This window comes from Halorubrum sp. CBA1229, assembly GCF_003721435.2.
Lineage (GTDB): Archaea > Halobacteriota > Halobacteria > Halobacteriales > Haloferacaceae > Halorubrum.
Genome location: NZ_CP054585.1, coordinates 1,032,855 through 1,046,743, shown reverse-complemented (window position 1 = coordinate 1,046,743; position 13,889 = coordinate 1,032,855). Strand labels below are relative to the sequence as shown.

The 13,889-nt window shown below is 68.1% G+C and carries 13 protein-coding genes and 1 pseudogene; 9 read left to right on the top strand and 5 right to left on the bottom strand.

Annotated features, from left to right (window positions below):
* Window positions 1-642: 642 nt before the first annotated feature.
* The 4 genes from Hrr1229_RS05195 to Hrr1229_RS05180 are packed head-to-tail and all read right to left on the bottom strand — an operon-like array spanning window position 643 to window position 4,221.
* Window positions 643-978, bottom strand: a complete 336-nt coding sequence (locus tag Hrr1229_RS05195; RefSeq protein ID WP_123113873.1) for a 4Fe-4S dicluster domain-containing protein — start codon at window positions 976-978, stop codon at window positions 643-645.
* Window positions 975-2,345, bottom strand: a complete 1,371-nt coding sequence (locus Hrr1229_RS05190) for an FAD-dependent oxidoreductase (protein WP_123113874.1) — start codon at window positions 2,343-2,345, stop codon at window positions 975-977. The genes Hrr1229_RS05195 and Hrr1229_RS05190 overlap by 4 nt, the downstream gene beginning before the upstream one ends.
* A complete protein-coding gene (locus Hrr1229_RS05185) occupies window positions 2,342-3,388 on the bottom strand; it encodes an electron transfer flavoprotein subunit alpha/FixB family protein (protein ID WP_123113875.1) in 1,047 nt (348 codons plus the stop codon). Before Hrr1229_RS05185 ends, Hrr1229_RS05190 begins: the two co-directional genes overlap by 4 nt.
* Window positions 3,385-4,221 (bottom strand): electron transfer flavoprotein subunit beta/FixA family protein, encoded by an 837-nt coding sequence (locus tag Hrr1229_RS05180; protein ID WP_123113876.1) that lies wholly within the window; start codon window positions 4,219-4,221, stop codon window positions 3,385-3,387. Before Hrr1229_RS05180 ends, Hrr1229_RS05185 begins: the two co-directional genes overlap by 4 nt.
* A gap of 151 nt (window positions 4,222-4,372) precedes the next feature.
* Between Hrr1229_RS05180 and Hrr1229_RS05175 the strand changes: the two are divergent.
* The 4 genes and pseudogenes from Hrr1229_RS05175 to Hrr1229_RS05160 form a co-directional block, all read left to right on the top strand.
* A pseudogene (locus Hrr1229_RS05175) lies at window positions 4,373-4,564 on the top strand (IMP dehydrogenase); the annotation flags it as partial.
* A 76-nt stretch (window positions 4,565-4,640) separates the two neighbouring features.
* Window positions 4,641-4,808, top strand: a complete 168-nt coding sequence (locus tag Hrr1229_RS05170) for a hypothetical protein (protein WP_176329366.1) — start codon at window positions 4,641-4,643, stop codon at window positions 4,806-4,808.
* Between the two features lie 272 nt (window positions 4,809-5,080).
* Window positions 5,081-5,278 (top strand): hypothetical protein, encoded by a 198-nt coding sequence (locus Hrr1229_RS05165; RefSeq protein WP_123113877.1) that lies wholly within the window; start codon window positions 5,081-5,083, stop codon window positions 5,276-5,278.
* Between the two features lie 123 nt (window positions 5,279-5,401).
* A complete protein-coding gene (locus Hrr1229_RS05160; protein WP_123113878.1) occupies window positions 5,402-6,313 on the top strand; it encodes a CoA ester lyase in 912 nt (303 codons plus the stop codon).
* Between the two features lie 105 nt (window positions 6,314-6,418).
* Here the strand turns inward: Hrr1229_RS05160 and Hrr1229_RS05155 are convergent, their stop codons facing one another.
* Window positions 6,419-6,904, bottom strand: coding sequence for a hypothetical protein (locus tag Hrr1229_RS05155; protein WP_123113879.1), 486 nt, complete (start codon window positions 6,902-6,904; stop codon window positions 6,419-6,421).
* Between the two features lie 80 nt (window positions 6,905-6,984).
* Between Hrr1229_RS05155 and Hrr1229_RS05150 the strand changes: the two genes are divergently transcribed.
* From Hrr1229_RS05150 to Hrr1229_RS05130, 5 genes are all read left to right on the top strand, one after another.
* Window positions 6,985-9,717 carry an ABC transporter ATP-binding protein gene (locus Hrr1229_RS05150; RefSeq protein WP_123113880.1) on the top strand — a complete coding sequence of 911 codons (2,733 nt, stop codon included), beginning with the start codon at window positions 6,985-6,987 and terminating at the stop codon, window positions 9,715-9,717.
* A gap of 92 nt (window positions 9,718-9,809) precedes the next feature.
* Complete coding sequence (locus Hrr1229_RS05145) at window positions 9,810-11,513, top strand: ABC transporter substrate-binding protein (RefSeq protein ID WP_123113881.1); 1,704 nt, start codon at window positions 9,810-9,812, stop codon at window positions 11,511-11,513.
* 50 nt (window positions 11,514-11,563) lie between these two features.
* Window positions 11,564-12,577 carry an ABC transporter permease gene (locus Hrr1229_RS05140; protein WP_123113882.1) on the top strand — a complete coding sequence of 338 codons (1,014 nt, stop codon included), beginning with the start codon at window positions 11,564-11,566 and terminating at the stop codon, window positions 12,575-12,577.
* On the top strand, window positions 12,574-13,491 hold the full coding sequence (locus Hrr1229_RS05135; RefSeq protein WP_123113883.1) for an ABC transporter permease: 918 nt from the start codon (window positions 12,574-12,576) through the stop codon (window positions 13,489-13,491). The genes Hrr1229_RS05140 and Hrr1229_RS05135 overlap by 4 nt, the downstream gene beginning before the upstream one ends.
* Entirely contained in the window at window positions 13,484-13,831 is a 348-nt protein-coding gene (locus Hrr1229_RS05130; RefSeq protein ID WP_123113884.1) for a hypothetical protein, read from the top strand. Before Hrr1229_RS05135 ends, Hrr1229_RS05130 begins: the two co-directional genes overlap by 8 nt.
* Window positions 13,832-13,889 lie beyond the last annotated feature (58 nt).

The following is a 13,889-nucleotide window of genomic DNA, read 5'->3' as shown; positions in this document are numbered from 1 at the left end:
GCTTCTCCCTCCGCAAGATACCCCGAACAAATCGGTGACACACTTGGGGGATGACGCTGGTGAGCCGTGGCTGTCTCACGTACTGTCGACAGTCGCTCGGAGCCGTTGGCAAAATCTCTTGGAAGGACCGCTGAACTCTCCGATCTGAGTGATCCGTGATCTGCACATGATCCATGTTATCGCGGCCGTTTCACATCAATATATCATCGTATTAGAGTTGTCTGATCGCCGTTACCACCCCCGGTGTTCCCGGGGTGATCCGCGAATACGTGATTGATAGTTCAGTTTCCAAATAAATATAGATCCATGGGGGGTTTGTGATGGTCCTCCCCACGCCCCCTACTTCGTATCCCAGTTATCCCGCGTGTGTGGGTCGCTGTCGGCAGCGTTTGTCTGTTGGTGTGTCTCTTGTGTCCCCATTTGTGGAGGTGTCGCATACGTCGCTGTTGTTCTTTCACACGTTTCTCGAGCGGGTATACTGCGGCCGGAAGACTCCCTGAAACCCACACAGAGAGAGCTTCGGATCTCAACGACAAGGTGGACTGCACGCGCTTCGACGCACGAACGACACGCCGTTTCCAGAACGGGTGTTCGCGGCTCTCAGTGCCGCTTTGCGGCGTCCCGTCTCGGTTTCGATCCTCCTTATCCCTTTTTATACGACACCCCCGCGCCGCGCGTCGGGTACGTCCACTCGACGTTCCCCTTCGGACACGCCCACCGGCAGCTCCCGCACTCCAGGCAGTTCTCGTAGGCGATGTTCGGCACGCCGTCGTCGCCCTCTCGCCAGACGTTGGCGGGGCAGACGTCGATGCAGTCGTAGGTGGTACAGCCCTCCGCGCAGATGCCGGGGATCTTCACGTCGAGGTGCGACTCCCCCGGATCGTCGTACCGGACCGTGTACAGCCGGTCTTCCAGCGTGTCGTTCTCGGCGGACGGTGCTCCGGCGTCGACGTTCGGAACGTTGGGTGTGGCGCTCATCGGAGAACTCCTCTGTAGCGGTAGGCGAGCTTGGCGGCGCCGCGGAGACCGCCGACGGTCTCGAAGAGCCGCTCTCTCGCCTCTTCGGCGTGTTTCTCTTTCGGCTCTCGGTCCATCCGGAAGTACTCCGCGCCGGCGTCCGCGAGCGCGTGCGGGAGCTCCTCGAAGATCAGGTCGCGGTCCGTCTCGACGCGCTCCATGAGCCAGCCGTACCGCTCGAGGTTCTGGACGACGAACGACTCCTCCAGCCGCTCCGGATACGACCTGAACGCGGCCTCGTCGGTGCGGCCGCGCTCGGCTGCGTCCGCGACCGCCTCGCCGGCGAGGTGGCCGCTCTCGACGGCCATGTTCGTCCCCTCGAGGTGGACGCCGTTGTTGAGCACGAGCCCCGCGGCGTCCCCCACGACGACGGCGCCGTCGTGAACGAGCTCGGGGACCGACTCGCTGCCGCCCTCCGGGATCGTCTTCGCGCCGTACTCCACCGTCCGGGCGCCCCTGAGAAGCGGTGCGACCGCCGGGTGCGACTTGAAGGCGTTCAGCGTCTGCTCGGGTTTCGGCTGGCTCCCGGCGGCGTCCGAGAGCCGGTACGCGAGCCCGACGCTCACCGTGTCCTCGTTCGTGTAGATGAACCCGCCGCCGACCGCGTCGCCGACGGCGCCCTCGCCGAAGTAGTGATACGAGACGCCGGCGTCGTTCGACAGCCGGAACCGGTCTCGGATGACCCCGTCGCGCTCGGGGAACTCCAGCACCTCCTTCACCCCGACGGCGATGTTCTCGGCGCGCTCCGGTTTCTTGAGGTCGGCCCCCTCGCTCACCAGCGAGTTGCCGCCCTCCGCGAGGACGACGTAGTCGGCCGTGATCGTCCCGTCCGGCCGGTCGGTCTCGACGCCGGCGATCCGCCCGTCGTCCTCGCGGACGAGCCCGGTCACCGTCGTCTCCGTGAGCAGGACCGCGCCGGCCTCGACCGCCTGCTCGGCGAACCAGCGGTCGAACTCGCCGCGGAGGACCGTGTACGAGTCGTTGTGCGGCGGGTCGTGCCACTCGCCGGGGCGCAGCGACACCGCCGTCTCGTCGTCGTCGGACAGCATGCTGAACCGCTTCTCGGCGACGTATCGCTCGACCGGCGCCGAGGTGACGTCCACGAGCTCGCGGAGCGTCGGCGTGTACAGCACGCCGCCGAACACGTTCTTCGCGCCGGGGTACCGACCCCGCTCTATCAGGAGCACGTCGAGCCCCTCGTCGGCCATCGTGACGGCCGCCGCGCTCCCGGCGAGCCCGGCGCCCACCACGACGGCGTCGAAGGCGTCGTCGTAGCTCGGGTTCGCGATCGGTTCGGACCGCTCGGTCGCGTCCGCGTCGTCGGTCATTGGAGTACCTCCTCGGGATCGGCCTCGCCCTCCAGCGCCGTCGTCAGCCGCGGCGCCACCTCGAAGAGGTCGCCGACGATCCCGTAGTCGGCGTGCTCGAAGATCGGTGCGTTGGGGTCGTCGTTGACCGCGACGACGACCTCGCTGTCGTTCATCCCCTCGACGTGTTGGACGGCGCCGGAGACGCCGAGCGCGACGTACAGCTCGGGGCGGACGGTCTTGCCGGTCTGCCCGACCTGGCGGGCGCCGTCGACCCACCCCTCGTCGACCGCCTTGCGGCTGGCGGCGAGCTCCGCGTCGAGCGCCTCGGCGAGCGCCCGTGCGGGGCCGAGCTCGCCCTCCGTCCCGCCGCCGACCGCGACGATGCGGTCCGCGTCGGTGATGTCGGCGGTGTCGCTCACGTCGCGCTCTCGCACCTCCGTGAGCGCGTCGGCCTCCTCCACGACGACCGTCACCTCCTCAACGTCGCCCTCGCGTTCGGGCTCGGGGTCGGCCGTCTCGAACACGCCGGCCCGGACGGTCGCCATCTGCGGGCGGTGCTCCGGGCAGACGATGGTCGCCAGCACGTCGCCGCCGAAGGCGGGGCGGCGAGCCAGCAGCTGCCCGTCCTCGTCGACGTCGAGCTCGGTCACGTCGGCGGTGAGGCCGGCGTGGGCCGGCACGGCGACGCGCCCGGCGAAGTCGCGACCGGTGTGCGTGCCGCCGATCAGGACGATCGAGGGGATCCGCTCCTCGACCAGCGCGCGGAACTGCGTGCCGTACGGGTCCGCGCGGTACGGCTCGAACACGGGGTCGTCGGCGACGAGGACGCGGTCGGCGCCGCGAGCGATCGCCTCGTCGGCCACGTCGCCGACGTCCTCGCCGATGACGAGCGCGACGAGGTCGTCGCCGAGGTCGTCCGCGAGCCGTCGTCCCTCGGTGAGCAGCTCCCACGAGACGGACATCACGTCGCCCGCGTGCTCCTCGATGAACACCCAGACGTCGCCGGCGCGGTCGACCTCGCTCGGCGCCGATTCCGCGTCGCCGGCCTCAGCGTCGGTCATCGGGCGATCACCCCCTCGTCCGCGAGGGCGTCGAGGAGTTCCGCGGGCGTCTCGACCGTCTCCTTCTCGCGGTCGACCGGCTCGACCGTCTCCATCCCGCCGACCTGCGTCGGGGAGGCGTCCATCCCCACGTCGTCGGCGTCGATCCCGAGGTCGTCGGCCGTGAGCTCCATCGGCTCGAAGTCGTTCTCGGCGTAGAGCTTCCGGTGGAGGCCGGCGGGCCTCGGCTCGAACTCCCCGTACGCGACCGCGACGACGACGGGGAGGTCGGCGGCGACCCGCTCGTGGCCCCCCTCGACGTCGCGTCGCGCGGCGAGCCGACCCTCCTCGGGGAGCGGGTCGACGCCCTCGACGTAGGTCAGCTGCGCCCAGCCGTTGTGGGCGGCGATCCCCGGCGGGACCTGCCCGGTCGAGGAGTCCGTCGTCTCCTCGCCGCAGACGACCACGTCGGCGTCGAGGTGGTCGACGGTCTCGGCGAGCGCGTAGCTCGTCGGCCACGTGTCGCTGCCGGCGAACGCGCGGTCGGTGACGAGCGCGGCGTCGTCACACCCCATCGCGACCGCCTCCTCCAACACGTCCGTCGCCGTCGGCGGCCCCATCGTGATCGCGGTGACCGTGCCGCCGACCGCGTCGCGGATCGACAGCGCGGCCTCTAACGCGTCCCTGTCGGGCGCGTTGAGCACGGCGGGGGCGTTCGCTCGGTCGAGCCGTCCCGTGTCGGGGTCGATCCCGACCTCGTCGCTGTCGGGGACCTGCTTGACGGCGGCGACGATGGTCCAGCCGTCCTCGGCGTCGCCGGCGGCCGGATCGCGGTCGGTCGCGGCCCCGCTCATGCCCGACGCACCTCCGCGTTACCGCGACGTCCGACGGTATCAGTCGATCGAGTCGGCGGCGGCTCTCGGTTGAATCCTCCCATACGTGACCATTCGGGGCTCGGTGAATAACGGTCTCTGCGAATAATACAGGCGTATAAGTACGCGAGTCGGTGACGACGTCACGCTCACCGGCGGCGTCGCTCTCGTCAGCGCGTACGCCGAGGAGCCGATGACCGACGTGCTCCGGGACACTCTCGCCCCCGCGCCGATCTTCACCGAGACGGTCGGCCTCGACGAGGTCGACGAGGGCTACCGGATGATGGACGAGCGCGAGGCGATCAAGGTACTCGTTAAACCGTAAGAACGCCCGCGTCAGCGGCCCTCTCCGCGATATCGGCGTAACGCTTATCCGTGCATGGTCCTTGACAACTGTTGTCATGTGCCATCACAACGTCGAGGCGCGCTCGATCGAGGAGCTCCGAGCGCGTCACCGGTCCGAGGAGGCGGACGAACGGCTCGACGAGTCCCCCGACGTCGAGGCCGTCGACGACCCGGCGGACGACGCCGAGCCGCCGGCTGAACCGCGCACCCCGGCCGACGACTGACGCGGCCGGGGCCGTTCCCGCCTCGAACCCCGACGATTTTTCGCGGTCGACGTCTCGGTGAGCGGTGAGTCCGTATCCCGCAGCTCAGCGTCTCAGACTTGGTTTCAGGCACTCCTTGACGATGTTTCAGCAGCCGGAAACGACGGTTCTGGCGGCGAAATACTACCCTACCGCCGGGCCTTCGTTACGATGGCTCCACGGCGGAGTGTCGCGAGTATGTACGGGCTCATCGACGGTTCACGCGAGGCGGGACAACGACCGGTGGTCAGTAGATGACACGCTCGTTGGCTCGTACGGTCTTCCTCGCCGCGGTTATCGTGACGCTGTCCGTGATCGCGTCGATCGGAGCGGCCGGGGGCGCTCCGGTCGGGGAGCCGGGGCTCGTCCCGCCGACCGCCCTGGGCGGGGTCGTCGGGGCGCTCGCCCTCGCGCTGTTGATCGTGGCCGTGGTCCGCCGCGCGGACCGCTGAGCGCACCCGACACGGCCGGGGTTTAGCGGCCGTCCTTTCTATGTTAACTCGCTTCCGACTCAGAGAAAATACCCCCGGGTGAGGTAGCTTTATTTTCATGGACGAGCGTGGTACGGCCGCTATATGACTGACGTGACTCTTCGCCGGACGCAGCTTGCAACGCCCGCGAGCGACGAGAAGATGATGCACTCGGCGGCCGACAGCGACGCCGACGAGGTGTTCCTCGATCTGGAGGACTCCGTGGCGCCGAACGCGAAGCCGGACGCGCGCGAGCCGCTCATCAAGGCCGCACGCGAGGAGGACTGGAGCGACAAGGTCCTCAGCTTCCGCATGAACGGGATCGACACCAAGTGGTGGTACGACGACCTGATCACGGTCGTCGGCGAGGCGGGCGAGTATATCGACGACATCATCGTTCCGAAGGTCAAGTCCGCCAGCGACATCCACACCGTCGAGAACCTGCTCGAACAGGTTGAGGAGAACAACGACCTGGAAGTCGGCGGCATCGGCCTCGAACCGCAGATCGAGGACGGCGAAGGGATGCACAACGTCCACGACATCGCGCACGCCTCCGACCGGCTCTCGTCGATCATCTTCGGTCCGGGCGACTACTCCGCCGCGATGGGGACGCCCGGGCTCGACATCGGTCAGTTCCCGGAGTACCCGGGCCACTACTGGCACCACGCGCTCTCCGAGTGTAACGCCGCGGCGAAGTCGGCCGGTCTGCCGTGTCTCGACGGGCCCTACGCCGACATCGAGGACGCCGAGGGCTTCCGCGAGTCCGCCGAGAACGCCAACATGATCGGCTGCGACGGCAAGTGGGCGATCCACCCGTCGCAGATCGAGATCGGCAACGAAGTGTTCGCGCCGGATCCGGAGACCGCCGAGCGCGCCAAGCGCATCGTCGACGCCTACGCCGAGGCGATGGAGGAGGGCAAAGGCGCCGTGAGCGTCGACGGCCAGATGGTCGACGAGGCGACCAACAAGATGGCGCAGGACATCGTCGAGACCGCCGAGGCCGCCGGCATCCTCTGAGGCCGCGTCCGACTTCGAGAAGTTCTTTTTATTGGACCCGTCGGCTCCGGAGCGTGCCGTTCACGCGTCTCCGACGTGCTGTCACCGTTGATTCACGACAAACGCTTATTCGACGGGTTCCGGGAGGAACGGCGCCGGATCGTCGTGGACGAACCGCACGGTGTCGTCGTTCAATCGGCGACAGAAGAGGCGCACAGTTCCCGCGTCTCTGATCGATTCGATCGTCTCCGCCGCCTGGCTCGGGTCGTAGTACGCGGGGACGAACACGGCCGTCTCGCTCTCGGGAGCGAGCTCGGCGACGAGCAGGTACACCAGCCCGTCGCCCTCCGCCCGGAACACCTCGACGTCTCGGAACTCCCGGTCGTCGACGAGCGACTCGAGGTCCTCGAACTCCGGGCCGGGGAGGACGACGTCGAGCCCCGTTCGACGGTCCGAGTCGACCAGGACCGAGTCCCCGGGGTGCAGTTCGAGCGTCGTCCACCCGCGCGCTCGGTACTCCGCCGCGGTCGCCTCCATGTCCTCCATGACCGCGGACCACCCGTCTCCGACCTGTACGTTCGTGGGCGCGTCGTCGCCTGCGGGACCGCTCATATCGTGAGACGCTCCGGTAGTCGTATAAAGGTTCCACTGTCCCCAAAGATATTTTTCCGTCAGGCGCGCTACCGCCGGTAGTGACTGACCTCCTCTCGCTTTCGTCGCTCCGGACCCAGTTCAGAACCGAACGGGGCGCGGTCAAGGCCGTCGACGGTATCGACCTCTCGATAGAGGACGGCGAGACTGTCGGCCTCGTCGGCGAATCAGGCTCCGGGAAGAGCGTTACCGCCCTCTCGGCGATGGACCTCGTCGACGACCCCGGCGAGGTCGTCGGCGGCCGGATCACCCTCGCGGATCCGGCGCTCGCTACTTCCCTCCTCGAGGAGTTCGACGGCGCGTACGTCTCGTACCCGTCCGAACTGGTCGACGCGATCGCGGCCGTGAGCAGCGACCTCCGCGCCGGACGACGCGTCCCCGACACGGCGGCGGAGCTCCGCGGAATGGTCGACGACCTCGCCGGCGAGGCGGACCCCGACGACCTCGCGAGCGACCTCGCGACCGCCGCCGATCGCCTCGCGGACGACGCCGACCCGACGGCCGTCGGCGACGACCTCGAGGCGGCGCTCGCCGACGCCGTCGACGGCTTCGTGTTCCTCGACGCCGACGCCCGCGAGCGGATCCGCGACGGCGCGAAGCCGAGCGACGTCGAGGTCACCGAGGGGATCGTCGACGTGACGGCCGCCCCCGAGGCGGCCGTCCGTCGGATCCGCGGCGGCGAGATGGGCATGATCTTCCAGGACCCGATGACCTCGCTCAACCCGGCGGTCACCGTGGGCGAACAGATCGCAGAGTCGCTGCGGCTCCACCGGTACGGCGGGCAGAAGCGCGACTCGTGGCTCAACGGGATCCGCGAGATCCTCCCGAAGGCCGGGGGCCGCGACGGCGACGAGGAGGTGATGGACGAGGTCGTCAGAATGCTTCAGGCGGTCGGCATCCCGGAGGCGAAACAGCGCCTGGACGACTACCCACACGAGTTCTCCGGCGGGATGCGCCAGCGCGTGCTCGTCGCCATCGCGCTCGCCTGCCGGCCGAACCTCCTCATCGCCGACGAGCCGACGACCGCGCTCGACGTGACGATCCAGGCGCAGATCCTCGACCTGATCGACGACCTGCAGACGGAGTTCGGGATGTCCGTCCTGATGATCACCCACGACCTCGGCGTCGTGGCCGAGACCTGCGATCGGGTGGCCGTGATGTACGCCGGCGAGATCGTCGAGGAGGGACCCGTCGAGGAGATATTCGCCAATCCGAGCCACCCCTACACCTACACCCTGCTCGAGTCGATCCCCACCGAGGAGAAGGAGCGGCTGACCCCGATCGAGGGGAACGTCCCCGACCTGATCGACATGCCCGAGGGGTGCCACTTCGCGCCACGGTGCCCGTGGGCCGAACCGCAGTGCCGCGAGGGAGAGATCCCGTTCCTCCAGCACGGGGGGGAGGACGTCGACCACCGGTCGAAATGCGTCCACGACGAGTTCGACAAGGCCGCCTACGGGACCGACGGCGTCGAGGCCAGCGCCAGGTCCGCCATCGGCGACCCGCTCGTCGAGGTCCGCGGGATGCGGAAGTACTACCAGCAGGAGGCGGGCCCGCTCGACCGGGTGTTCGGCACCGGTGATCCGAGCGTCAGGGCCGTCGACGGGATCGATCTCGACGTGCGCGAGCGGGAGACGCTGGGGCTCGTCGGCGAGTCCGGCTGCGGGAAGTCCACGGCGGGGCGCGCGATCCTCCACCTGGACCCGCCGACCGACGGCACGGTCGTGTTCGCCGGCGGGGACCTCGGATCGCTCTCGAAGTCGGACCTCCGCAAGCGCCGGAAGGACATGCAGATGGTCTTCCAAGACCCGATGTCGAGTCTGGACCCGCGGATGACCGCCGGCCAGACGATCATGGAACCGCTGAAGATCCACGACCTCGCCGAGGGACGCCGCCGCCAGCGCGTCTTCGAGCTGATGGACGCGGTCGGATTGGAGCGCGGTCAGTTCGGTCGATACCCCCACGAGCTCTCCGGCGGCCAGCGCCAGCGGGTCGGCATCGCGCGGGCGCTGGCGGTCGACCCCGACTTCATCGTCGCGGACGAGCCGGTGTCCGCGCTCGACGTCTCCGTGCAGGCGCAGATCATCAACCTCCTGGAGGACCTCCAGGAGGAGTTCGGGCTCACCTTCCTGTTCATCGCCCACGACCTGAGCGTCGTCCGCCACATCTCCGACCGGGTGGCCGTGATGTACCTCGGCGAGATCGTCGAGGTCGCCGAGACGGACGAGCTGTTCGAGACGCCGAAACACCCCTACACACAGGCGCTGCTGTCCGCGATTCCGGAGCCGGACCCCCTCGCCGACACGGCCGATCGGACGATCCTCAAGGGGGACGTCCCGTCGCCGATCGACCCGCCATCCGGCTGTCGGTTCCGCACCCGGTGTCCGTCGATCATTCCGCCGGCCGATCTGGACATCGATCAGGAGCGGTACCGGGAAGTGATGTTCTACCGACAGCGCCTGGAGTCGGGGGACATCGACCTCGACGCCATCGAGTCGGAGGTCCGCCTCGAGGACGGGTCGGCGCCGACCGCCGTCGCCGACGGCGGCGAACACCCGACGCTCTTCGAGTACTTCTTCGACGGGCCGCTCTCGGGAGAGGCGCGGGCGGTCGTCGCCGACTCCTTCGACCACCTCAAAAACGACCGGTGGGAGGAGGCGGAAGCCACGCTCCGCGAGACGTTCGAGAGCGTCTGTGAGCGAGAGAACCCCGCGCTCGACGAGAGCGGCCACCCCGCCGCGTGCCACCTCTACGACGAGCGACCAGATAGATAAATAAACGCGCGACCACTCCGTCGGAATTTATGTCGCGGATCCGTCCCATCACTCCACCAGAATTATTTAGGTAGCCAATTTACGCCCTGTGTATGTCCCCTGACACCACGGAAACGTCACGACGGAGCTTCTTGCAACGAGCGGGCGGCGCGACGGTCGCGACGGCGTCCGTCGCCTCGCTCGCCGGCTGCGGCGGAAACGGCGGCGACGGCAGCGACGGCGAGGACGGCAGTGACGGCAGCGATGGCAGCGACGGCGAGGACGGCGGCGACGACACGACCTCGCTCCGCTACGGCCGCGGCGCCCACTCAAGCACCCTCGACCCGCAGAACACGACCAGCGGCGAGGTCGCGAAGGTCACCAATCAGGCGTACGAGGGGCTGATCGCGTTCCAGCCGGGCGAGGCGTCGCTCACCGAGTCGCTCGCCACCGACTGGTCGCTCGACGGCGACTCGGTGACGCTCACGCTACGAGAGGGGGTGAGCTTCCACGACGGGTCGGAGTTCACCGCCGACGACTTCATCGCCACGTACCGGCGGTTCGTCGACGACGACTACGAGTACCACTTCGAGGACTCCTCCGTCTACGGGCCGTTCACGCTCGGCAACTGGATCGACAGCGTCGAGGCCCCGGGCGACTACGAGCTCTCGATCACGCTGACCCAGACGTACGCGCCGTTCCTCCGCAACCTCGCGATGTTCGCGGCCGTCGTCATCTCGCAGGACGCGATCGAGGGCGACACGAACCTCGGAGAGGAGATGGTCGGGACCGGCCCGTTCCAGCTCGAGACCCTCGACGACGCCAACAACCGCATCCGGCTCACCGCCTTCGACGACTACTGGGGAGAGGCCCCGAACGTCGACCGGGTGCTGTTCCTCACCCGCGGGCAGAACTCCACGCGTGCGCAGGCGCTCGTCGAAGAAGAACTCGACATCATCGACGGGCTCGACCCCGACAGCATGCAGATCATCGAGGGGTCGGACACCGCGGAGAACCGGACCGCGACGGGAATCAACATCGGGTACATGGCGTTTAACCTCTCGCGCGTCGAGGCGTTCCGCGACCGCCGGGTCCGCCGCGCGATCAGCTACGCCATCGACACCCAGGCGATCGTCGAGAACATCTACTCCGGGATCGCCACGCAGGCCGACCAGCCGATCCCGCCGGCGCTGTTCGGACACAACGACGACATCAGCCCCTACGAGTACGACCCCGAACAGGCGCAGAGCCTCCTCGATGAGGCCGGCTACGGCGACGGGTTCTCGTTCTCGCTGACGACGTTCCAGAACCCCCGCGGGTACAACCCGGCGCCGCTGCCGACCGCGGAGACGATCCGGTCGAACCTCGCCGAGGTCGGCATCGAGGTGTCGATCGACGACCGGCAGTTCTCCGACTACCTCACGTACACCAGCCAGGGGAGCCACGACGCGACGCTCGCCGGGTGGTACACCGACAACGCAGACCCCGACAACTTCTGTTACGTCCTCCTCCACCCGCAGACCGACGTGCCGGAGGGGCAGGACTGGGTCTCCTGGGACACCGAGGGGTTCAACACCTCGAACAACGCCGCGTGGGCCAACAGCGAGTACATGAGCGTCGTCGAGGAGGCCCAACGGACCACGAATCAGGAGGACCGCGCCGAGCTGTACCGAGAGGCCGCCCAGATCGCGCACGACGAGGCGCCGTGGGTGTTCCTCGACTACGCCGACGAGGTCCGCGGCGTGTCCAACAGCGTGAGCAACTACAGCGTCGCCGCGATCGGCGGGCCGTTCCTCGCCGAGGTCGAGCTCGAGTAACCAGCGCCGAACGCAGATTTTTTGACCGTCCCACGCGCCCGTTTCCCTGAATGGTCTCCAAACGCTTCGTCTTCAAACGGCTGCTCATGCTGTTCCCCGTGCTGTTCGGGGTCGCGACGGTGGTCTTTGCCATTCTCCACCTCTCGCCGGGCGATCCCGCCGTGGTCATCGCCGGCGACCGAGCGAGCCAGGAGTTCGTCAACCAGGTCCGCTCGGACTTGGGGCTCGACGACCCGCTCTGGCAACAGTACGTTCGCTTCCTCGGCGAGGTGGCGACGTTCGACTTCGGCCAGTCCTACCAGGTGAACCGGGGCGCGGCGGTGAGCCAGATCCTCGTGGATCGGCTCCCGATCACGATCGAACTCGCGCTGCTCGGACAGCTCGCCGGCCTCCTGTTCGGGCTCCCGCTGGGTATTCTCAGCGCGGTCAAACAGGACACGTGGACCGACCACCTCACACGCATCGGCGCGCTGAGCGGGATCAGCATCCCGATCTACTGGAGCGGTCCGCTCCTCATCCTGCTGTTCGCGCAGTTCCTCGGGCTCCTCCCGACCAGCGGTCGAATCGGCTCCGAGTACTTCGTCGAACCGGTCACGGGGCTCATCCTCGTCGACACGCTGTTGGCGGGGAACGTCGCGGCGTTCCAGTCCGCTGTCGTTCACCTCCTCTTGCCGGTGGTGGTGCTCGGGATCTATCAGATGGCGCTGCTCTCGCGGATGATGCGCTCGTCGATGGTCGAGGTGATCCGCCAGGACTACATGCGGACCGCGCGCGCGAAGGGACAGGGCTCGAAGATCACCGTCATGAAACACGGCCTCCGCAACGCCTTCATCCCCGTCATCACCGTGATCGGCATCCAGTTCGGATCGCTGCTCGGCGGCGCGGTGCTCACGGAGACCGTCTTCGAGATCAACGGCATCGGCACGCTGCTCGTCGACGCGATCAACCGCAGCGACTACCCCGTCGTCCAGGGGACCGTCCTCGTCTTCGCCGTATTGTACACGCTCGTTAACTTGGGCGTCGACCTCACCTACTCGGTCCTCGACCCGCGTATCGAACAATGAGCACGGAGACACAGACCGGCGCCGTCGACCGAAGCATCGTCGAGCGGCTGCGCGCGAGCCCGTTCCTCTCGCAGCTCTCCTCGAACCGACTCGCGATCACCGGGATCATCATCATCGTGAGCGTCGTCCTGATCGCGGTCTACGCGCGGCTCACCTACGACCTCAGCGAGCTCATGGCGACGCAGTTCGGGACGAACCCCTCCGAGGCTTCGCCCAGCGCGGAGTACCTCTTCGGCACGGACGGGCAGGCCCGCGACATCTTCCCGCGCGTGATGTACGGGGCCTGGTACGCGGTCCTCTACGGAACGGTCACCGTCGTCGCGTCGACGTTCCTCGGGGTGAGTCTGGGGATCGTCGCCGCGTACTACGGTGACCTGACCGACAACGTCATCATGCGGACGATGGACGTCCTGCTGTCGTTCCCGTCGCTACTCTTAGCGCTCGCGCTCGTCACCATCTTCCCGGAGGAGCTGGGCCTGTGGCGGGCCGTTGGGGCGCTGACGCTCGTCTACACCCCCCGGTTCGCCCGCGTCGTCCGCGGGGCCGCGCTGAAGGTGCTCGAAGACGAGTACACCGACGCCACGCGGGCGCTGGGCGCGACCGACCCCCGACTGCTCATCCGTCACGTCCTCCCGAACTGCCTCGCGCCGATCACGGTCCAGTCGACGCTCAACTACGGGCTCGCGATCATCGACATTGCCGCGCTGTCGTTCCTCGGCTTCGGCGCCAGTCCCGGGGAGCCGACGTGGGGGATGATGCTCTCGAACGGTGTCGAGTTCGGGCTGTTCTCCGGGGCGTGGTGGTGGTCGTTCTTCCCCGGCCTGCTGCTCGCGCTGACGGTGCTCGGCTTCAACCTCCTCGGCGACGGGATGCGCGACGCGCTCGACCCGCGGATGCGCGAGACCGTTGACTGACCGCGATCTCCTGCCGTTCGGACGGACCGTCGCGCGGTACGTCGGCGGCGGCGGCCTCCTCGGGCTCGTCGTCGCGGGCGTACTCCTCCCGATTACCGGGCCGCAGCGGGCGACCGACACCTCGTTCGCGCTCGGCGTCCTCCTGTTCGGCTTCGGCGTCGCGACGTGGGGCGGGACGGTCGGCTTCGGGGACTCCATGTCGACGGTCCAGCGCCATCTCGGCGGCGAGTCCGAGTGGAGCCGCGAGGGGGCGCGACAGGCGTTCGCCGTGTTGACCTGGGTCGGTGCGGGTTGGACGGGGGCCGCCGTCGGGGCGTCGATACTGCTCGTCGGACTGTAGAACGAGGCGTCGACGGGTCGGATCGACCAGCCCGAGGCCGTCGCGCGGTACCGACGAT